Genomic DNA, 22,524 nt, shown 5'->3' on the forward strand with positions numbered 1-22,524 from the left:
AAAGTGGTAAGAGAAGTTGCGAGAAAGTATACAGAGATTGAATTTGAGTAAAAAAGAGGCGTATGCTGTTTTTTGAAGAAAAAGGAGCATAGGACAAATGACCCAAAACGCCTCACGTATCTATAATGAACTAATAAAATTCGGGAGTCAATACAGCCAGTGGTCAGATGTGCGCCATTTGGGAGTAATGGCGTGGATGATGGTGGGAATGATCGCCACAGGGAGTGTGAATTTAACGAAGTGGTTAAGCCATATCAACACAAAAGCATTGATCGCCCAAAGCACGCAAAGACAACTATCAAGATGGCTGAACAATCCGCGCATAAATCCAGCTAAGCTATACAGTCCAGTAATCAAAGAGTTAATCGCTAAATGGAAAGAGCCAGAAATATATCTGAGTTTTGATACCAGTCAACTGTGGGAAGAATACAGCATGATCCGATTGTGTGTAGTTCATCAGGGAAGAGCTTTACCGTTATGTTGGCGTGTAATCAAACATCGCAGTAGTAGTGTGGAGATGAGTAGCTATCAAGACATGCTCAAACGCGCATCGAAACTGTTGCCCGTGAATGTCAAAGTAGTTTTATTAGCAGACCGAGCATTTGCTAATCCAGAACTGGTGCGCTATGTGTGGGAATTAAAATGGCAATGTCGGATTCGGATCAAGGGTAATTTCTGGATATATGCCCCCAAGCATGGCTGGCAAACAGTCAAACAATTACATCTTCGTCTTGGTGAAGCTAAGTTGATCCACAATGTTAAAGTTCACAAAACTGAGTCCAAGCGTCTTACCGATGTGCATATTGCGGCGGCTTGGGAATCTGGGAGCCGAGAGTATTGGTATATTCTCAGTACTGAACCTACCACACTCCAAACTTTTTGGGAGTATGGTCTGAGATTCGATATTGAGGAGAATTTCTTGGATGATAAATCTAATGGCTTTGATTTAGAATCTTCGCGTTTACGTTCGGCTCCTGCCATTTCTCGCCTTTGTTTTGTGATAGCACTGACCACCTTGTTTTTAACGGCTCAAGGACTGGCGGTTGCTGATTCTGGCTATCGTCGTTTGGTTGATCCTCATTGGTTTCGTGGGCTTAGTTATCTCAAGATTGGCTGGAACTGGATTCACACCGCTATCACTAAAAACTGGGCTTTCTTGCCTTTCTACTCTTTTACTTCTTATCTTGACTCTCACCCTGCTATTGCTTCTCGTCGAAAACATCTTCAGAAATTATTCCGCATTGAGTTCTATGCTTCTACTCTCGACTATGCTTCATAGACTTTTGTCAGTCAATCAGGCCGTAACCTTACTGGTAGTCCTTTAGCTGTCTATGGGAAAAAGCTAAGTACAGGACAAAAATTTAATGGAGTTAAAGAAGGCTTGAGAATTGAGATGTAAGTCAAAGATGATGTGACGAAGGAAATCAAAACCAAGGCGAAAAATGCTTTTAGGAAGACGACCGTGTTTTTTAGGCTTGAGGGGATTTAGTTGAGCCAACCAAAGCCCAGAAGAAAAAGCCCAACATAAAGCCAGAGTAAGCAAAGCAATTAGTTTGGAAAGACGTTCAGGATCTTGAAGATGAGTGGACTCCAAACAAAAGCCACGGGTTTTAAAGCACCCGAATAAAGTCTCAATAGCCCAACGCTTAGCATAGTCAGCAATAGCCGTATCAGGGTCATGAGTCGTCGCGACAATTAATAAATCGCCATCATCAAGACGCATAGCGGCTATACGAAGCCAATGGTTCCAAACCTTTCTGGGCTTGGACAATACTTTGGACTGACCAACTTGGAGGTCTTGAAAACAAATGTCGGCACGCAGTTTTTTCTGCCCGTCATTGAGCAAAGTATTTTTACGAATGCGGATACGAAAACGGTTACATGGTTCACACAACAAGTAATCTAACCAATCCTCACCGACAAACTCTCGGTCTGCACTCAAAAAGTCGATTTTGCGGTCTCCAAATATTTCCAGAAATCGATTACACAATTCACAGCGCTCACGGGTGTTTGAGTTACCTTTTTTGTCCAGCATCATCCATACCAACGGGAATGCAATACCGTAATGCACTATTCCCAATGTCAGCACATTAAACACGGTTTTACCGAATTCCCAATCGGTGCGGTCGATAGAAATTACCCAAGGTTCGGGGATTTGCATGACTTTGACGACCATGAGTGCGATCTTTTCATAGTCCACTTCAAAGTCTCGAAAAAATCTCTGTAACCTCTTATAGTGTGATTCGACTTTGGCATAACCACTAAATCCTGTGGCAATTTCAGCTAGGTTTACTGTCTTTACTCGCATTAGCGCGATCAAGAACATGGACACAAAGGCTAGTCTTGCTCTATTCCATTGCAGATGTTGCTGCAACTTTTCTCGGAATAGGTTAATCTCTTTCATAGGGGTTTTATTTACGATGTGGTTATCTTTTATAAAACCCCTCCCTGCCTACTTTTGCAACTTTTTGTCCTGTACTAAGGGGAAAAAGTCAAAGTTAGATTCGTCTACTTTTGATAACAGTCTCTATACATTACCTAGTGGTCAAACCACTAATGAAGATTGGAACTGTCAAGGAATTTATTTGCCAACGGGTTTAAACAATGATGGCGAGCCTGTAGCTGTCAAAATTGTGACCGGCACGCAACTAGTTGCCAAAGCTAATCCCGCAACTGGTGCAGTGGAATTGAATATTCCTACGACTAAGGTTTACAAAACTGGTGAAGTCAATTGGGCAATCCCTGAAACTCCTGAAGCCCTAGCTGCCATGAACTTAATCGAAGCACCATTAGATTAAATTCTTAGTAGATTCTACGTTTCAAAACCGTAATTTGATGAGATCAAATTTCCGTATTTCCCCACCTTTGGTGGGGAAATAAATCGATGTAACTCGCTTGATTGAAAACTGCTATAGCACTTTTCAAATAATTACATACTCATTTGCAAATAAAAATTAAGCCTAGTAAGAGTTTTGAGTTTTTATTTTACCTGTTTCAAAAATGAAAACCTCTATACATAAGGATTCTCATCCTTTTATACAGGAGATTTTTTAATATATAATCTGGAGAACAATTTTTTGCTCAACATAAATTCAACATAAATATCGACGCTCCAAATATCCAAGATAATGCAATTATCCTTCAAGCCCAAAAATAGTACAGACGAAACCAGTATAAAAGGTAAACAAAATCCTAATCGTGTGCGCGATCATTTAGCCAATGAAAGAACCTATCTATCATGGATGCGGATGGCGATCGCTCTATTAGGTGTTGGTGTAATCGTAGTCCGTTTAAGAATTTTGCGTCCTCCGATGTTGCCTACCCCCGGTAATGGTTGGAAATTAGGATTAGCATTTTCCATTATTGGGATGTTAACAGTGTGGCTCTCGACGCATCATTATTTTGCGGTACGTCATGACATTGATGCCGATACTTTCGATCCACCAGATCGCTGGGTTGTCTTATTTAGCTTGGCAATCACACTCATTGGCGCAGGGGTGATCTATTACGTGTTCGCCGCACCATTAGAACAAATGGGTTTAGTTATTCCTGATTAACAACTTTACTGACGCAAAATCTCGCCAAATACTTTAGCGATACGGGTTTGAAAGCGCTTGTTATGCTGAAGTTTGAGAAATGGTCGGGTAATTTCTAAGGATTTGCGGCGATCGCTATCCATAACCTTGACTAGACGTAAGGTCCCTAATAGGAACTCTTTTTGTACCATCAGTTCGGAAATGGCAGCAGCCCTTGCACTGCTTTCTAGAGCAGCTTTTACCATCTCGCCACTGCTAAGCACTAACATAATTTCTAACTCCGTAGGATTCACTCCCCAACTGAGCAAAGCCTGCTCAAATACCTGCTGTGTACCTGAGCCTGACTCACGCATTACCCATGCAGTTTTGCTCAAATCATCAACGGTGATCTTTGGGCGTTCATACCAAGGATGTGCCTTGCCTACGACGATAAGCAAGCGATCGCTACCAATTTCTTCTTGAGCTAAGTCCTTTTGTAATGAGGGCTTCACATCAGCTTCGATCAACCCTAAATCAAATAGACCTGCGGCAGTTCCATCACAAATTTCTTCAGTATTGGCAAGGGTACATTTGATTGTGATATTTGGATATAGTTCCTGAAATCTGCTGATTTTGGCAGGTAGCCAATAGTTGCCAATAGTCAAGCTCGTACCTAGTTTGAGTTCACCACGTTGGAAATCGTTGAGTTCGCGTAAACCTCTCTCCATTAATTTAATGCGATCAATAATGTCCTTAGCTTCAGTTTGCAATAATAAGCCTGCATCGGTAATTTCAATGTGGCGACCGATGCGATGAAATAGCTTTACCCCATACCATGCTTCTAGACTCTGAATAGCAGCACTGACAGCAGGTTGAGTGATATATAGGGCTTCGGCAGCACGAGTGAAATGCAAATGTTCTGCAACTGCAAGGAAAATTCGTAACTGTTCAAGAGTCATGTGCTCTATTAGCTCTGGATCAATAGATGAAAATCAATCTTACATCACTCTCAAATACCGCAAAATTACCGTTATATATGGCTTTTGAAGTAATCGAGTTGCGCCCCCAAAAAGCTAAAGGCGATCAAATAAGATAGATAATACTCACTGCGTGAGTAGATTTGCCTGCGCCAAATCTACTCACAAAAAAGTAAATTAGACTTGCGTAGATCCTAATAGAAATTCTTTAACTGAGGTAGAAACAATATGGAATGGTTCATCGGTACTGTGGCGATCGCCATTACCGCATTTACGGCTACAAATATCGATGACATTCTCATCTTGACCGTTTTTTTTGCTCAGGTTGATGCAAAATTTCGTCCTCGCCACATTCTCATTGGTCAATATCTAGGATTTGCCGTAATCATCCTTGCGAGTTTACCTGGATATTTGGGAGGGTTAATCATTGATCACAAATGGATTGGCTTGCTAGGTTTTTTACCGATCGCGATCGGCATCAAGGAATTATTGAAAAAGCCAGAAGAAGTTACAGTCAAAAGCTGTATGATTTCTACTGCCAATCAATCACCACTAATTGCGCCACAAACCTATCACGTAGCCGCAGTTACATTTGCTAATAGCGGCGATAATATTGGTATTTATGTTCCTTTGTTTGCTAGTAGCAATGCAGTTTCCCTCTCGATTACGATCGCTACATTTCTATTGCTAATCGCTGTATGGTGCTATGCCGCTTATCAATTCAGTACCCATCCCGCGATCGCTAAGTTTCTCTCTCAATATAGCAATGCGATCGTGCCATTTGTGCTGATTGCTCTAGGTATCTATATCCTCTATGAGAGCGATACCTATCAGTTAATTCCTTTCTTTCGCGCATAGTTTATGGAAGCACAACCCGAAGGGTTGCGCTTCCATAAACTATGCAAAAATCTACAAATGATTTAGGACTGCTATAGCTATAATTTTTACATGGAAATAAATAATACTCTGACTTTAATTCTTGGAGCGATCGCTGTTGGAGCTGCAATTTGGGCAACTTCCACAATTTTGGAGCTTTTAGCGAAATTAGTTGGTAAATTTGCGATCGCTGCTATATCACTAATATTAGTGGCAATTTACTTAAAAGTTTATGTGGGAATTGATGTTTGGCAAAGCCTGATGGATTTTGGTCAATTGGTGATCGATGGGGTTGGACAATTAGTACAAGGAGTTTCCTATCTCTTCTCACAAGTAAGTTTACAAATAGATTGATTGGCTTAACCCCACCTATAGGCTTGTAACACTATGGCTCTATTGCCTATCAATATTCATGATTTCGCTGATATTCGCCTAATTGCTTCCGATGTCGATGGTACGCTCACTCAAAATGGCAAATTTACCGCAGGTTTTATTGCTACTTTACAACGTCTTCAGGCATCAGGGATTAAGGTTCTATTGGTGACGGGGCGCTCTGCGGGTTGGGTCAGTGCGTTGGTCAATTACTTACCTATAGAGGCAGCGATCGCAGAAAATGGTGGGATATATTTACACAATGATCAGCAATATTTCCTATCCGATATTACTAATCCAACTCAGCATCGACTGCGACTAGAGCAGGCATTCCATCAAATTCAAAAGAACTATCCGAATCTGCAACCATCTATGGATAATCAGTTCCGCATTACTGATTGGACTTTTGATATTCATGGTCTAGCGGATAAGGAGCTAGATACGATCGCGCGGCAATGTAACGACATGGACTTAGGGTTTACCTACAGCACTGTGCAATGTCATATTAAATTGTCTAACCAAGATAAATCAACAGGATTGAAACTTGTATTAGCAAAGTTTTATCAAGAGCTTGAGCTATATCAGGTGCTAACAGTTGGAGATAGTCCTAATGATGAGTCAATGTTTGTTGCTGATCAGTTTCCACTTTCAGTTGGAGTAGCAAATATCAGACATTATCAGGACAAAATGGTTCATCTTCCCAAATATGTAACTCAATCATCAGAATTCGCAGGATTTTCTGAATTGATAGAATTAATCCTAAAAAAATAGAGATAATCTCAAATCCCATAAACAAAAGAAAGTATTGCGTAGCAATACTTTCTTTTGTTTATGGGATTGTAAGCTTTTTAACTCGAAAAGTAATGAAATACCTACACAAGGTGAAGCAATTTATTACTTTTTTAGAAATTAGCGATCGCCTCGAATCAAAAGTAGTTGCACAAGTTGCAGAGCTGCATAAATAGCCGTAGCTACATATGTCCAAGCTGCTGCATTTAAGACCTTCCGCGCACCAATATTTTCATTACCTTGGAGGATGCCTAGCTCATCAATTAGTCTTAGTGCACGTCTAGAAGCATCGAACTCCACAGGTAAGGTAACAACATGGAATAGAATTGCGCCTGCAAATAAGACAATGCCAATATTGATGAACAATGTACTTAGACTACCAAGAGAAGTCAGGAACAGCCCCGTCATCACTAGCAAAGGACCAAAGTTAGCACCAATATTTGCCACAGGTACTAGTGAGGCACGGACATTCATAAATTGATAACCGCGCACATCCTGTAGGACATGACCGCATTCATGGGCAGCGATCGCTGCTGCTGCCAAAGATGACGAAGCATATACGGATTCTGATAACCGCACAGCTTTCGCGGAAGGATCGTAATGATCGGTGAGTTCACCTGCAACCTGCTCAACCGTCACATCATAAATGCCCATACGTTGCAGAATTGTTTTGGCGACCTGTGCACCTGTCATACCTAGACTAGAGCGGATATCTGCATATTTTTCATAGGTTGCTTTAACGCGCTGTTGCGCCCAAAACATTAAGATCATGCCTGGGATCAAGATCAAATAGGATGAGTGAAACAACATTAACTTCGCTCCTTCAGTCAGTTATATCTAATATTATGGCGCTGACTCAATGGAATCTGATGGTAGTGAAAACACTACTTAGGAAGAGATGAGTGGCGGCGCTTTGCATCGCCACTCATCTCAGCAGGGTGTGCCTCCACAAAAAATAAAAGCTACAAATAATTTGCGACTGCTATATTTTCGATTAAATTACAGATTTGTTTCCCAGCCTTAGGCTGGGAAACAAATCTGCTACAGCACATAGCCTCAATGTAGGATTTCTAATACACAAACAAGCTGGTATATCTTGGTAAACTATTGGCTAGTTTTTTGATTAGGGTTTAGTAATGACGGTGGAGCGCATATGCAGGTAGAAGAACAATCAGGAAAGCAGTCAGAACCAGCCATAGATGGCAGATCTGAGGACACAACACTAACATCTCCCCAAAACACTCAACCTAGCACCATGAAAAATGCCTTAGTAACCAAGCGATCAAATAAATTTTTAATTCCCGCGATCGCTTTAGCCCTTGCCGCACTAGGTGTAAGTATTTGGCTCGTCTTTGGACGCTCTAACCCACCACAAAATGCATCTGCGCCAACAAATACTGCTACTAATAATAAAGATCAACCCAAAGCCATTAGTGCATTAGGTCGTTTAGAGCCTCAGGGAGAAGTAATTAAAGTTGCCTCACCATCAGCCCTTGGCACATCTCGAATTGTGAAATTAATGGTCAAAGAAGGAGATATCGTCAAACAGGGACAGGTAATTGCCGTTTTAGACAGTTACGATCGCTCAGTTGCAGCCTTACTCCAAGCCCAAAGTCAAGCTCAGGAGAGTGAGCGAAATCTTGCCAAAGTTAGGGCTGGTGCAAAAAGTGGTGACATCATTGCTCAAGAAGGTAATGTCATGTCTGCTGCTGCCAATATCAAATCTCTTGAGGCTAATGCAGCGAGAATTCGTGCTGAGTTAGAAATTGCAGGTAGAGATTACAACCGTTTTCTTCAGGTTTATAAAGAAGGAGCCATTTCCCAAACAGTTCTCGATACCTATCGACTCAAGGTCGAAACCTTGCAAGGGCAGTTTACCCAAGCAGAACAACAAATTCAGCAAGCACAATTTCAATTAAGACAATCCCAAGGTTTATTAAACAGTGTTAGAGAAGTCCGCCCAACGGATGTTCAATTTGCTGAAGCTCAGTTACAAACTGCGATCGTTAATGTCAAGAAAGCAGAAGTTGATTTGGATTTAGCGCAAGTTCGTGCTCCTATTGATGGACAGATTCTCAAAGTCAATTCTAAAATTGGAGAAATTGTCAGTCAGACAAATGGAGTTGTGGAAATTGGCAATACCCAACAAATGTATGTAGTTGCCGAAATCTACGAAACTGACATCGGCAAGATTAAAGTCGGACAGAAGGCAAGCATTCAGAGTGAAGTCTTTGAAGGAGAAATCACGGGAAAAGTCGAGCGAATTGGGTTGCGAATTGCCAAAAATGATGTACTAGGAACTGATCCTGCTGCTAAAACTGATGTGCGAATTATTGAAGTCAAAATTAAACTTGATGATAGCCAAAAAGTTTCAGGGCTTACGAATTTACAAGTCAGAGTCAAAATTGAAGTTTAATCTATGATCTTTGCCGTCCCTCTTGCTTGGTTACAGCTTACCTATGAAAAAAGCCGTCTGTTAGTAGCGATCGCGGGGATTACCTTTGCGGTGGTCTTGATGTTTTTGCAACTTGGTTTCCGTGATGCTCTCTTTAACAGTGCAATCCGTCTTCAGAGCAATCTTGTTGGCGATTTGGTAATTATCAGCCCCCAATCAACTAACCTTGTGGGGATGCGAAACTTTTCCCAACGCCGCCTTTATCAGGCTCTGGGGATGAAGCAAGTTGAATCAGTCAATCCCCTGTATATTGGGCTGGCAGCTTGGAAAATTAAAGAAGACCCTGCGGGACAAACGCGCAATATTTTAGTATTGGGAGCAAATCCTGATGCCAAAGTCTTTAAAATGGCAGGAGCAGAGTCCAATATCGATCGCGTCAAAACCGAAGATGTCGTTCTCTTTGATCGCGCCTCTCGTGCTGAATTTGGACCCATTGTCAGTGAATGTGGCTCCCTATCTCTGAAATCAACTTTTAGCGAGGCAGCCTTTACTTGCCAGAATTTAGTTGCTCGCGAAGTAGCTAATCGGAAGCTCGTGATTGGGGGCTTGTTTGAGCTAGGTGCATCCTTTGCTGCTGATGGCACGCTTATTACCAGTGATACCAACTTTTTGAGAATCTTTGATAACCGTCGCTCAGGATTAATTAACGTTGGCTTAATTAACTTAAAACCGAATGCATCTCCCTATGAGGCAATGCGGGACTTCATCCTTACTCAACCTGCGGATACAGTGGTCTTACCCCGCGAAAAACTACCACCTGATGGCAAAAGAATCAAAGTCCTGTACAAAGACAGTATTGGTGCGGATGGCAAGCTCATTCATGAAGAAGATAAAAATAAGGTGCTGATTGCGAAGTCAGATTTAACAATTGAGGATCTAAAAAAATCCCAAGATGCGGCAATTGACGATACTAGAATCTTGACAGCCCAAGGCTATATTGAATTCGAGAAGGGATATTGGCAAAAAAGCACAGCGATCGGTTTTATCTTTAGTCTGGGTACAGTCATGGGCTTTATTGTTGGCATCGTGATTGTCTATCAGATTTTATATACTGATGTTTCCGATCACCTTGCGGAATATGCCACTCTGAAGGCAATGGGCTACAACAACTTCTATTTGGCACAAGTAGTCATTCAAGAAGCATTCGTATTATCAATTCTCGGATTTATCCCCGGACTTGGCATCTCCTTTGGTTTGTATAATCTCACCAAAAATGCCACTTTATTACCCTTATATATTTGGGATAAGGCAATTCCTGTGATGATCTTAACGATGATTATGTGTGTGATTTCAGGAGCAATATCATTACGCAAAGTCCAGTCTGCTGACCCTGCAGAAATTTTTGGATAAGCGATCGCTTAATCCCCTTAAGATCAAAAGCCACAAGATATTCATAATGTGAATATCTTGTGGCTTTTGATTTGATAATAATACAATACAATTGATCATAGCGCTTGACTCTTTCTTAAAATCCATAAACAGAGAAACTTTTGAAAGCATGGCAAAGCCGTGCATTCAAAAGTTTCTCTGTACTTCAAGCTTCAATCCAAGAATCTTTTGTTAATAAATTCTTGGTGTTTTTTATAGTAAAAATCAGTATATTTCATGAAATCACCTCAGGCAATCACTAGTCCGAAAAAACATAGCAAGAAACTATTCCAAAGATTTCAGGGGATATCTCTACGTTCATTTGTGGTATTACCTTTCATGCTCCAAATAGTCGGTACTGTTGGATTAGTAGGTTATCTTTCCTTTAAAAGTGGTCAGCAATCAGTAAAAGACTTAGCAGATAGATTGGAAATAGAAATCGCGAACCGTGTGGACAAAGAAACTAGTAATTTCTTAGATTCTCCCCATCTAGTTAACCAAGTATTACTTTCCACAATCTATAGCGAAAAACTAAATTTAGAAAATAGACAGGATCTAGAGAAATTCTTTTTTAATCAAGTTAAACATCATGGCATTGTTCACTATCTTTTCTATGTTGACAATCTTGGCAACTTCACTGGAGTACAACAGCTTGATAATGGTGAGTTTATTGCCAAGTCTAAAGATAAATCAACAGGTGAGAATAGAAATATCTATGAACTTAATGAGAGAGGTCAGCGAGGTAAACTTATCAAGAGTGCCAAATTTGATAGTCAGGAGTATTTTTTGTTTGATCAGCCTAAAGACCTGAAAAACAGTATAAAAAAGGAAAGGGTAAATAAATCAATTTGGAGTGAAGTTTCACTATCTTCTAGTATGCTTGCCTTAGAAATCAAAGCAGGTACGGCTGTATATAACCAAGCAGGTGAAATCCAAGGTGTATTAGGAGTAGAAATCTTCTTAACCCAAATTAGTCAGTTTCTCCACAATCTCAATATTAGTAAGTCGGGAAATTCTTTGATCATAGAACGTTCTGGCGCGATCATTGCTAGCTCAACTGCGGAACCACCCTATATCAAGAAAAATAATGAGCAGGTGAGACTCCTTGCAACTGAAAGCCGTGATCCTCTGACTCAGGCGATCGCTAAACATTTATTACAAAAATTTGGTAGCTTCGAGCAAATTAAATCTGCTCAAAAATTTGCCTTTGAGTTTCAAGGTGAACTGCAATTTGTCTATATTCAACCATTAGTAGATCCAAGGGGCATTGATTGGTTAACGATTATTGTGATCCCTGAATCGGATTTCATGACACAGATCTATGCTAATACCCGTACCACTGTTTTACTTTGTGCCTTAGCTTTAGCGATCGCGATTGGTTGCGGATTATTAACTTCTAGATGGATTGCACGACCTATTTTACGTTTGGGGACAGCCTCGGTCGCAATCACCCAAGGAGATTTAAATCAAAATGTAGAAAGCCCAAGCATCATTGAATTGAAGGTTTTATCTGACTCCTTCAATGAGATGGCGCAACAATTACGAACATCCTTTGAGAATTTAGATGTCACTAATCACAAGCTAGATCAGGCAAATCGGGAATTAGAAACTACTAATCAAGAGTTAGAAATTAGAGTCGAGCAAAGAACTAACGAACTCCAGCAGGCTAAAGAACGTGCTGAAGTTGCCAATACGGCTAAAAGTGAGTTTCTCTCGAATATGAGCCATGAACTGCGGACTCCTTTGAATGCGATTTTAGGCTTTACCCAAATTATGACGCGCGATCGCAGTCTCAGCCAATCGCAAAAAGACAACCTAAATATCATTGGTCGTAGTGGAGAACATCTATTAGAACTGATTAATGATGTTCTGGATATGGCTAAGATTGAGTCAGGCAAAATCCTGCTACAGGAGACAGACTTTGACTTGATGGAATTGCTAGATCTGATAGTCGAAATGTTCCAAATACGTGTTGATGCTAAAAACATCTATCTCAATCTGGAAACATCGGCAGATCTACCACAATTCATCAAAACCGATGAAAAGAAACTACGCCAAGTTTTAATTAATCTCGTCAGTAACGCCGTTAAATTTACCCAAACAGGCGGAATTACTATTCGCGTTTACCTTGGCAATTCATCGGCTTCTTTAGCAAGTGATGAAGCACATTCTGAACGCTTGAATATTTACTTCTCAATTACTGATACTGGCACTGGTATTGCAGAGCAAGAATTCGACAGGGTATTTGATCCCTTTGCCCAAACTGAGTCGGGACGCAAGTCAGAACAAGGTAGTGGTTTGGGTTTAGCAATTAGTCAGCAATTTGTGCAACTGATGGGGGGCAATATTACCTTTAGTAGTCAGGTTGGGGTGGGTACGACCTTCCAGTTTCATATCCAAGCTGAGCCAAGTAACTCTTCTAAGGTCTTCTCCACTAAACCCACACATCGCGTAATTGGGCTTGCACCTAGTCAATCTACCTATCGTATTTTGGTAGTAGATGATCGTTGGGAAAATCGTCAAGTCTTAGTTCAACTACTCGCACCCATCGGCTTTGAGGTTAAAGAATCTGAAAATGGGAAAATTGCGGTAGAAGTTTGGGAACAATGGCAACCACATCTAATTTGGATGGATATGCGAATGCCTGTGATGAATGGCTATGAGGCTGCCACACAGATTAAATCCCATCTGAAGGGGCAAGCAACTACAATTATTGCACTGACAGCAACCAGTACCTTGGAAGAAGAAAGACAGGTGCTACTATCATCAGGTTGTGATGATTTTGTGCGTAAGCCATTCAATGAAAAGATCATCTTTGACAAGATATCGCACTATCTGGGAGTTAGTTACATTTTTGAAGATTTTGACGAGCAAACTTCAGTAAGAATGAAGACTCCCGACCAATTTACTAGTGAGTCCTTATTGGTCATGCCAAAGGAATGGCTAGAACAACTTCATGTAGCTGCGTCTAAACTGAATGCTAATGATATCGACCTATTATTAAAGCAAGTACCTAAAGAGCATATTCAATTAAAAACAAAGATAGAAGAATATATGAATAATTTTGATTTTGATCAGATTATTGCTTTAGCCCAAGAGGTACTTTACCGATGAATCCATTGACATCTTCCACACATAATATGTCTTCCGAAAGTCTTAATAGTTCATCTCATAAAGAACCCCTGATTTTGATTGTTGATGATATACCTGATAATCTGCGAGTTTTATCTACGGCTTTGGCGGGGCATGGCTTTCAAACTCGTTGTGCTAAAAGTGGTGCGATCGCATTGATGGCAGTCAAGACGACTTGCCCCGATTTGATCCTATTGGATATTAAAATGCCTGATATGGATGGTTATGAAGTATGTGAACATCTCAAAGCATTAGATACTACTCGTAATATTCCCATCATTTTTTTAAGTGCTCTAGATGATGTAATCGATAAAATTAAAGCTTTTAGTTTAGGTGCTGTTGATTATATTACCAAGCCTTTTCAAGTTGAAGAAGTTTTAATACGTGTTAAATATCAATTAGCCCTAAAGACAGCTCAAGATGAGATTCAGAGACTTAATGAAGAACTGGAACAACGGGTTCAGCAGCGCACTGTTCAATTAGCAAAAATAAATGAAGATTTAGCCCTTGAAATTGTTAAACATCAGCAAACAACAGAAGTTTTAAGAATAAGTGAAGAACGTTTAGAAAGTATTTTAAGCTCGATAGAGGATGTTGTCTGGTCAATAGATGCTAATACAGCAAAACTCATCTATTGCAATACCGCTTTAGAAAAGATCTATGGTTATCCAATCTCTAACTTTTTTGAGGATGAGCAATTTTGGTTAAAGGTAATTCATCAAGATGATCGTCCAAGGATTGAAAAAGCTAATCACAATGTTTTAACAGAAGGAGTCATCCATGACGAATATCGCATTCTCCGTCCTGATCAGGAAGTCCGATGGGTTAGCGATCGCCGATATCTGATTTACGATCAGCATGGCAAACCTGTGCGGATTGATGGCATTACCCGTGATATCACTGATCAAAAGCGTGCTGAGCAACAATTAGTCCATGATGCTCTCCATGATGCCCTCACGGGATTGCCTAATCGCAATCTATTTATGGATCGGGTAGAGCAGGCTCTTAAATACAGCAAACGTCACCCTAAGTATCGATTCGCGGTGATGTTTATTGATCTAGATCGGTTCAAAATGATCAACGACAGTATGGGGCATACTATCGGCGATCACTTTCTGCGATCGATCGCCAAGTTACTAGAAAACTGTTTGCGATCGGTGGGGGATACGGTAGCCCGCCTTGGAGGTGACGAGTTTACGATTCTAATTGACGATATTCAGGAAGATAGTGAAGTCATCGCGATCGCTGAGCGGATTTTCCATAAATTCTCACATCCCATTCAATTAGGTAATCACACGCTATTTCCTAGTGCCAGTATTGGTATTGCCATGAGTAATCAAGAATATATAAATGGCAGTGATTTACTCAGGGATGCGGATATTGCCATGTATCAGGCCAAGTCCTTTGGTAAAGGAAGATATGTTCTCTTTAATCAAGAGATGTATGAACAACATCTAAAAGTTAGTCAACTAGACAGTGATCTGCATTATGCTCTAGAGCGAAAGGAGTTTGAGCTTTACTATCAACCAATTATTTCCTTAGCCTCAGAGCAGTTGGCAGGATTTGAAGCGTTAATTCGTTGGCATCATCCAAAACGAGGCTTAGTATCACCTAGCGATTTCATTCCCATAGCTGAAGAAACTGGTTTGATTATTGCGATCGGGGACTGGGTGCTAAACCAAGCTTGTCGGCAGATGCATATTTGGCAAAACAAATATGCATCTGCGAAAAATCTCAAAATGAGTATCAACCTCACCTGTCAGCAAATACGCGAAAAAGATCTCATTGATAAACTAGATCGAGTATTAGCAGAAATTGCGATCGATGGTATCAATCTCCGTCTAGAAATCACTGAAAGCTCAATGATGGATCAAGGCGAAGAAACGATCGCTAAATTAGAGCAATTACGCGCCCGCAATATTCAACTGAGCATTGATGATTTTGGTCAGGGTTACTCTTCTCTCAGCTATTTACATCGATTTCCCGTAAATACCCTCAAAATTGATCGTACCTTTGTCGATCAAATGATCTCAGGTGGTCAAAATCTCGAAATTATTCGCACGATCATTATTCTTGCCCATGCGCTTAATATGGATGTAGTAGCAGAAGGCGTAGAAACTCAACAACAAGTAGTCATGCTCAAGCAATTAGGCTGTGAGTTTGCTCAGGGTTATTTCTTCTCAAGACCTCTAACTGCTACTGCTGCTGAGCAAATAATCGCTGGCTCCTCTGAATGAATTCCACTTAACTTATAAACTTGTCTCCAATTCAAGTGGCTGAATGATGCTAGTTAATATACCTGAATATCAAGTCATTGATCAGATTTACGATGGAACTAATTCTCTAGTTTACCGAGGTATCCGTCGGCAAGATAACCTGCCAGTTATTCTCAAGGTTTTAAATGCTGAGTTTCCTACAATTCAAGTTATTGGAAGATATAAATTAGAGTATGAAATCACTAAAAGTTTTAACTCCAAATTTGTAATTAAGGTTTATGACTTTAGAAGGTATCAAAATAGCTTTGTCATTATCTTAGAGGATTTTGGAGGGGTTTCTCTAGCTCAATTTTTACACAACCAAAATATTGATATTGCCGAAACATTAAAGTTAGCCATTAAAATCAGTGAAGGTCTGAGTCATGTTCATAGGTCAAATATAATTCATAAGGATCTTAATCCGTCAAATATAGTTTTTAATCCAGTTACAGGACAGTTAAAACTAATTGATTTTGGCATAGCTTCGGCATTACCCAAAGAAACTTTAGTTCTCGATCATCATGACATCCTAGAGGGGACTTTGGCATATATCTCTCCCGAACAAACAGGAAGAATGAATCGATCGCTAGATTATCGTACTGATATTTATTCGATGGGGGTGACTTTTTATCAAATGTTCACGGGGGTGCTACCATTTATCTCTAATAATCCCTTAGAAGTAATTCATTATCATTTGGCGCTAGAGCCAGTTGCTCCATATTTGATAAATCGCCATATACCGCAGATACTCTCACGAGTTATCGTCAAAATGTTGGCTAAGAATGCTGAAGAGAGATATCAAAGTGCATGGGGTGTAAAAGCTGATTTAGAACAATGTTTATATCAATTACAAATTAAGGGGGAGATTGATAGTTTTGATTTGGCGCAACAAGATGTTACGGATAAATTTATCATTCCTGAAAAACTCTATGGTAGATCCAGAGAAATTGAGAGCCTATTAGCAACTTTTACAAGGGTGACAGATCAGCCTAAGGATGAAAGCTCTGAGACAGTTCCCGAAATGATCTTAGTATCTGGATATGCAGGCATAGGTAAATCGCGATTAGTTAAAGAAATCCATCGAATTATTGTTCAAAATGATGGCTATTTCATATCTGGTAAATTCGATCAATATCAGTGCAATATTCCTTACTTAGCTATTATTCAAGCCTTTCAGAGTTTAATCAAGCACCTACTTACGGAAAATGAAGATCGCTTAAATCTATGGCGATCGCGTATTTTGACATCCTTAGGTAGCAATAGTTATTTAATTACGCAGGTAATCCCTGATCTGGAATTAATTATTGGTAAACAAGCTGATCATGTTGCAATATCGAGTAATTTATCAGTAAATGAGTCACAAAATCGGTTTAATCGCATTTTTCAAAACTTTATTCGCATTTTTGCCCAAGCTGAACATCCACTTGTAATTTTTTTAGATGATTTGCAATGGGCAGATCTCGCCTCCTTAAAGCTGCTGCAAATCTTGGCAACCACATCCAGCCAACAATCTCTCCTTTTAATCGGGGCATATCGGGATAATGAAGTGAATTCTACGCATCCGATCATGCATATGGTGGAGAACATTCAGCAAGCAAACGGTATTATTAGTCAGCTTTATTTATCACCACTCAATCTGACGGATATCACTCAGTTTACGGCGAATGCTCTACATTGTTCTAGTATTACCGCTTTACCTTTAGCTGAGTTAATCCAACAGAAAACTGAGGGAAATCCTTTCTTTATGAATGAATTCTTGAAGTCTCTGTATGATGAAAAACTCATTAGATTTGACTATCATTCTCGCCAATGGCAATGGTCAATCACCCAGATCCAAGATCAAGGGATTACGGATAATGTTGTGCTCTTAATGACCGCTAAGATTCAGAGACTAAATGATCGCACACAACGCTTATTACAAATTGCGTCCTGTATTGGCAATCAATTTGATTTAGATATTCTTGTTTTAGCATCAGAGCTATCCTATGTAGAAACTATTCAGAGTTTAGTTTATGCGATCGCTGAAGGATTAATTATTACTGTGGGGAATGTCAATCAATCACTTTTCTATGGCATGGAGTTAACTAGCGATCGCCCACAGATTCTTTACAAATTCGCACATGATCGCATTCAACAGGCGGCATATTTATTAATCCCTGAAGCTGATAAACCAGTGCTGCACTATCGTATCTGCAGGTTGCTATTAGAGCAAACTGCAGATTCTGCCGAGCAACTGGAAAATCAAATTTTTATCATTGTGAGTCAGTTCCGATTGGGCAATCTGCAAGTCACTAATCAACAAGAGCGAGATCATCTAATACAACTTAATCTCCTTGCTGGACGCAAAGCGCGTTTATCCTATGCCTATGAGTCTAGTGTGCAATATTGCGAAACTGGGCTACAGCTTTTAGCTGAGGATGCGTGGATTCAGCATCCTCGTATGACAGAGAAATTACATCTAGAAGCTATAACTTCCTCTTTTCTCGCAGGAAAGTTTGAGCTTGTTGATCAGATCATGGAGGTGATTAAGCCTTGGATTCCATTAATTCACGATCGAGTGAAATTTATAGAAGTCCAGATTCAATCTTTGATTGCTCGTAATCGCTTAAGTGAGGCGATCGCGATCGCGTTAGATGTATTGCAGCAGTTAGGGGTAACGATACCGCAAAATCCCACAGAGTTAGAGATCCAGAATGCTTTTCAGGTAGTTTCACAAAGGTTAGTGGCAACGGAAAATGTGCTCGATTTACCAAATATGAGCGATCCTCAAAAGCTAGCTGCAATTAATATTTTAAGCAATATGTCTTCGGCTACCTATATTGGATTTCCTGCTTTATATCCGCTAGTAGTCTTGAAGCAAGTGGAGCTATCTTTACAATTTGGAACTACCTTAGAAACTGCCTATGCTTTCTCCACCTATGGATTGATTTTATGCGTAACTGGAGAAATAGAAATAGGCAATCAATCGGCTGATATTGCCCTTGCCTTGATGGAGAAGTTTCAAGCCTATAACTTTAAAGCCAAAATCTTCAATTTGATTTATCACTTTGTGCGTCCTTGGAAGCAACCTGCATATCATTCGATGATCCCTTTATTAGAAGGCTATCAAGCAGGGGTGGAATCAGGAGATTTAGAATTTGCCTCCTATTGTCTGTTTAACCATTGTCAAATTTCCTATTGGTCAGGTACAAATCTACTCAAGCTCAAACAGGATATGGAAACCTATGGAGAGGCGATCGCAAAATCAAAACAGGCGATCGCTCTTAATTTCCATCAAATTGGACATCAAGCAGTTTTAAATTGGCTAGGGGAAACGGAAAATTCGCTAGTTTTAACTGGTGAAGTTTACAATGAGATTGAACGCTTGCCCTTACATTTAGCTGCGGGTGATACCTATTCCACGGCTACTGCCTATGTCCAAAAATTAATCTTAAGCTATCATTTTGGGAAACCACAGGATACTTTAGCGATCGCTGAACTTGCTAATCAATCTATTAGTGGGGCAACGGGAGCAATTCAATTTGGCGCATTTTATTTCTATCATGCGTTAGCGTTATTAGCCAATTTAGAAATTGTTAGCGATCAGATAGTGAATGAAGCGATTTCCTATGATCTGAACAAGCTTTCTGTTTGGGCAAGCCATGCACCCACTAATTTTGCCCATAGATGTGAGTTAGTGCGGGCAGAGATGGCGCGAGTACTGGGTCAAAGAATGGAAGCAATGGATCTATATGATCGTGCGATCGCTTTAGCCAAAGAGCATCACTATATTCACGAAGAGGCTTTAGCCAATGAATTAGCTGCAAAATTCTATCTCAGCCAAGGGAAAATCACGATCGCCAAAGCCTATATGCGGGAAGCAAGATACTGTTATTTGCAGTGGGGAGCCGTAGCCAAGTTGCAATATTTAGAAACCCATTACGCTGATACTTTGGATGTATTCTCCAGCTATCAAAAGTCTACGCTCAGTCCAAATCTTAAAAATCTGACACAATCCTCTTCAAGTGAATTGGACAATCTCGATCTAGAGTCGGTTTTACGGTCTTCTCAAGCGATCGCTAGTGAGATCAAACTTGAGGAACTAATGGCAACATTAATGAATATTTTGATTGAGAATGCGGGGGCGCAAACATGCTATTTACTATTGCCAGTTGATTTAGCAAGTTTGGGCAATTCCTCTCAATCTCAATGGAAAATAGAAGCCATTAAGGACATTGGCTATGAGCAGGTTGTGGTGCAGTCAATTCCTTTAGATGAAGTCTCCGTTGATGGTTATCCCTACGTCCCAGTTTCCTTAGTCAATTATGTGATTAGGACACATGAGCGAGTGGTATTAAATAATGCTATCCAAAGTGGTGATTTTCGGAATGATCCTTGGATCGTGAATTATCAAGTCAAATCCCTGCTCTGTCTACCCCTGATCAATCGAGGGAATCTGAGTGCAATTGTTATTTTAGAGAATAATCTGATTAACGATGCCTTCACCCCAGAGCGATTGGCATTGCTGAATTTACTATCCACGCAAGCTGCTATTTCAATTAGTAAGGCACGATTACTCAAACAACAATCTGAATTTAATCAATCTTTGCAAGCAGAAATTTGCGATCGCCAAGTAGCCGAAAAAGAGCGCGATCGTTTAATTGCAATCATTCAGGCTTCTACTGACTTTATTGGCATCGTATCGCCACGGGGAGAGGTACTATGGACTAATAGTCAAGCCAATAGATACCAAAGTCCCTACCTCGATCCAGAAACTAATTTATATATTCCTAATTGTCATCCTCAATGGGCTTTAGAAATTATTCAAAAACAGGGCATTCCTACGGCAATCAATGAGGGGATATGGGTTGGCGAAACAGCTCTATTAACCAAAGAAGGGATAGAAGTCCCTGTTTCGCAAATGATTATTGCTCATAAATCTTCTCAAGGTGAATTGGAATATATTTCTACCATCATGCGGGATATCAGTGAGGCGAAAGAGCGTGAATCTGCTCTGAAGAAATCAGAAACTACATTGCAAAATCTGGTGACAGGGACAGCCGCCGTGACAGGCAAAGACTTTTTCCCAGCTTTAGTAAAACATATCGCTGAGGCTTTGCATGTCAAATATGCTGTAATTACTGAACTAATTGGTAATGAGTTACATACTTTAGCCAGTTGTGCAGATGGAATCATGCTGCCGCCCACTACTTATTTCACCGCTTATACTCCTTGCGAACTAGCGTTACTCAATGGTGAGTTTATTTGTAACAGTTCAGTGCAGCAAGCCTTTCCCGAAAATGAAACTCTAGTCCTCATGCAGGCTGATAGCTACATGGGGACTTCCCTCAAAGATGCTAGTGGTAATCCTATAGGGAATCTTTCCATTCTTGATGTACAACCGATTCAAGATATTCAACGCGCCAGAAATATACTGCAAGTATTTGCCGCAAGGGCTGCCGCCGAGTTACAACAAAAAACTACTAACGAAGCGTTATCTCAACTTAATCAGTCTCTAGAAGCTAGGGTAAAACAGCGCACTGCTCAACTAGAAGCTGCAAATCAAGAATTAGAATCATTTGCTTATTCCGTTTCCCATGATTTACGTGCACCATTACGGGCTGTTGATGGATTCTCGCGGATGTTACAGGAGGATTATGGCGATCGCTTAGATGATGAAGGTAATCGATTTCTCAAAATTGTGCGCGACAATGCCAAGCGGATGGGTGAATTAATTGATGATCTTCTCAATTTATCGCGCTTGAATCGCAAGGAAATGGTGCGGCGATCTATTTCTATCAACGATTTAGTTCAACAATTATTAGATGAATTTACCTCAGAGTTAGCATCTCGACAAATTGAGTTTATTTTGGCTGATTTGCCAGACTGCCAAGCCGATGTGTCTCTGTTAACCCAAGTTTGGATCAATCTGTTATCTAATGCGATCAAATACACGGGTAAAACGGAGAATGCTCAGATTGAAATTGGTTTTCAAATAATTGATGAAGAAATAGTGTACTTTATCCGAGATAATGGTGCTGGATTTGATATGAAATATGCTGATAAGTTATTCGGCGTATTTCAACGAATGCACCTTGAACGTGAGTTTGAAGGCACTGGGATTGGATTAGCGATCGTGCAGCGTATCGTGCAGCGTCATGGCGGACGGATCTGGGCAGAAGCTGCTGTCAATCAGGGTGCAACTTTTTACTTTACGATCCCCAACTAGTGAACTGTAGAAGTGGCACTTTGTATTGCTGATGCTCATAATAAAATGTAATGCTCATGACTGAACAATTTTATGAACAACCTGTCTTTATCTTGTTAGTTGAAGATAACTCTGCGGACGCTGAGCTGGCGATTCGAGCTTTACGTCGTGGCAGAATTAGTAATCAAATTCAATTGCCATAAGATGGAGCGGAAGCCCTTGATTTTATCTTTTGTCAAGGAGAATATACGCATCGTCAGATTACCGATCAACCTAAGGTGATTTTGTTGGATTTAAAACTACCTAAAGTGAGCGGCTTAGAAGTTTTAAGACAATTAAAATCTGATCCTCGTACTCAAATGATTCCCGTTGTGGTATTAACTTCTTCGGCGGAAGATAGTGATGTGATTGAAAGTTATAAGCTAGGAGTTAATAGTTATATTGTTAAGCCCGTTGACTTTGAACAATTTAATAAAGCAGTTGAACAATTAGGCTTTTATTGGTTATTAATTAACCGATCGCCAGTTACAGCCTATTGAGGCTTAAATTAGTACAGAGAAATTTTTGAAAGCACGGCTTCGCCGTGCTTTCAAAAATT

The 22,524-nt window shown here is 40.2% G+C and carries 14 protein-coding genes and 1 pseudogene; 12 read left to right on the top strand and 3 right to left on the bottom strand.

Features of this window, described 5'->3' with window-relative positions; genetic code table 11:
* The first annotated feature begins 97 nt into the window (after window positions 1–97).
* Complete coding sequence (locus HC246_RS26090; protein ID WP_169361634.1) at window positions 98–1,279, top strand: transposase; 1,182 nt, start codon at window positions 98–100, stop codon at window positions 1,277–1,279.
* A gap of 63 nt (window positions 1,280–1,342) precedes the next feature.
* Here HC246_RS26090 and HC246_RS22105 read toward each other — a convergent pair whose 3' ends face one another.
* Entirely contained in the window at window positions 1,343–2,404 is a 1,062-nt protein-coding gene (locus HC246_RS22105; RefSeq protein WP_169362074.1) for an IS4 family transposase, read from the bottom strand.
* A gap of 64 nt (window positions 2,405–2,468) precedes the next feature.
* Here HC246_RS22105 and HC246_RS22110 point away from each other — a divergent pair, with 64 nt between their 5' ends.
* Together HC246_RS22110 and HC246_RS22115 are read left to right on the top strand one after the other, a co-directional pair.
* A complete protein-coding gene (locus HC246_RS22110) occupies window positions 2,469–2,798 on the top strand; it encodes a hypothetical protein (protein WP_169365580.1) in 330 nt (109 codons plus the stop codon).
* A 330-nt stretch (window positions 2,799–3,128) separates the two neighbouring features.
* Window positions 3,129–3,557, top strand: a complete 429-nt coding sequence (locus tag HC246_RS22115) for a YidH family protein (protein ID WP_169365581.1) — start codon at window positions 3,129–3,131, stop codon at window positions 3,555–3,557.
* Between the two features lie 5 nt (window positions 3,558–3,562).
* Here HC246_RS22115 and HC246_RS22120 read toward each other — a convergent pair whose 3' ends face one another.
* Entirely contained in the window at window positions 3,563–4,474 is a 912-nt protein-coding gene (locus HC246_RS22120; protein WP_211167905.1) for a LysR substrate-binding domain-containing protein, read from the bottom strand.
* A gap of 246 nt (window positions 4,475–4,720) precedes the next feature.
* On the opposite strand from HC246_RS22120, the gene HC246_RS22125 reads away from it, so the two are divergent.
* The 3 genes from HC246_RS22125 to HC246_RS22135 all read left to right on the top strand — a co-directional run bounded on the left by HC246_RS22125 (window position 4,721) and on the right by HC246_RS22135 (window position 6,511).
* Window positions 4,721–5,350, top strand: coding sequence for a cadmium resistance transporter (locus HC246_RS22125; RefSeq protein ID WP_169365582.1), 630 nt, complete (start codon window positions 4,721–4,723; stop codon window positions 5,348–5,350).
* 90 nt (window positions 5,351–5,440) lie between these two features.
* Window positions 5,441–5,722 (top strand): hypothetical protein, encoded by a 282-nt coding sequence (locus HC246_RS22130; RefSeq protein WP_169365583.1) that lies wholly within the window; start codon window positions 5,441–5,443, stop codon window positions 5,720–5,722.
* A 33-nt stretch (window positions 5,723–5,755) separates the two neighbouring features.
* Window positions 5,756–6,511 (top strand): HAD family hydrolase, encoded by a 756-nt coding sequence (locus HC246_RS22135; RefSeq protein ID WP_169365584.1) that lies wholly within the window; start codon window positions 5,756–5,758, stop codon window positions 6,509–6,511.
* A 138-nt stretch (window positions 6,512–6,649) separates the two neighbouring features.
* Here HC246_RS22135 and HC246_RS22140 read toward each other — a convergent pair whose 3' ends face one another.
* A complete protein-coding gene (locus tag HC246_RS22140) occupies window positions 6,650–7,339 on the bottom strand; it encodes a zinc metallopeptidase (protein ID WP_169365585.1) in 690 nt (229 codons plus the stop codon).
* A 343-nt stretch (window positions 7,340–7,682) separates the two neighbouring features.
* Here HC246_RS22140 and HC246_RS22145 point away from each other — a divergent pair, with 343 nt between their 5' ends.
* From HC246_RS22145 to HC246_RS27060, 6 genes and pseudogenes are all read left to right on the top strand, one after another.
* Entirely contained in the window at window positions 7,683–8,945 is a 1,263-nt protein-coding gene (locus HC246_RS22145) for an ABC exporter membrane fusion protein (protein WP_169365586.1), read from the top strand.
* Window positions 8,946–8,948: 3 nt separating this feature from the next.
* Window positions 8,949–10,334, top strand: a complete 1,386-nt coding sequence (locus HC246_RS22150) for an FtsX-like permease family protein (protein ID WP_169365587.1) — start codon at window positions 8,949–8,951, stop codon at window positions 10,332–10,334.
* Between the two features lie 255 nt (window positions 10,335–10,589).
* Entirely contained in the window at window positions 10,590–13,466 is a 2,877-nt protein-coding gene (locus HC246_RS22155) for an ATP-binding protein (protein ID WP_169365588.1), read from the top strand.
* On the top strand, window positions 13,463–15,721 hold the full coding sequence (locus tag HC246_RS22160) for a two-component system response regulator (protein ID WP_211167906.1): 2,259 nt from the start codon (window positions 13,463–13,465) through the stop codon (window positions 15,719–15,721). Before HC246_RS22155 ends, HC246_RS22160 begins: the two co-directional genes overlap by 4 nt.
* Before the next feature lie 43 nt (window positions 15,722–15,764).
* Window positions 15,765–21,947, top strand: a complete 6,183-nt coding sequence (locus HC246_RS22165) for an AAA family ATPase (RefSeq protein WP_211167907.1) — start codon at window positions 15,765–15,767, stop codon at window positions 21,945–21,947.
* 50 nt (window positions 21,948–21,997) lie between these two features.
* Window positions 21,998–22,465: pseudogene (locus HC246_RS27060) on the top strand (response regulator).
* Window positions 22,466–22,524 lie beyond the last annotated feature (59 nt).

The sequence above is a fragment of the Pseudanabaena yagii GIHE-NHR1 genome (genome assembly GCF_012863495.1).
GTDB classification, from domain to species: Bacteria; Cyanobacteriota; Cyanobacteriia; order Pseudanabaenales; family Pseudanabaenaceae; genus Pseudanabaena; species Pseudanabaena yagii.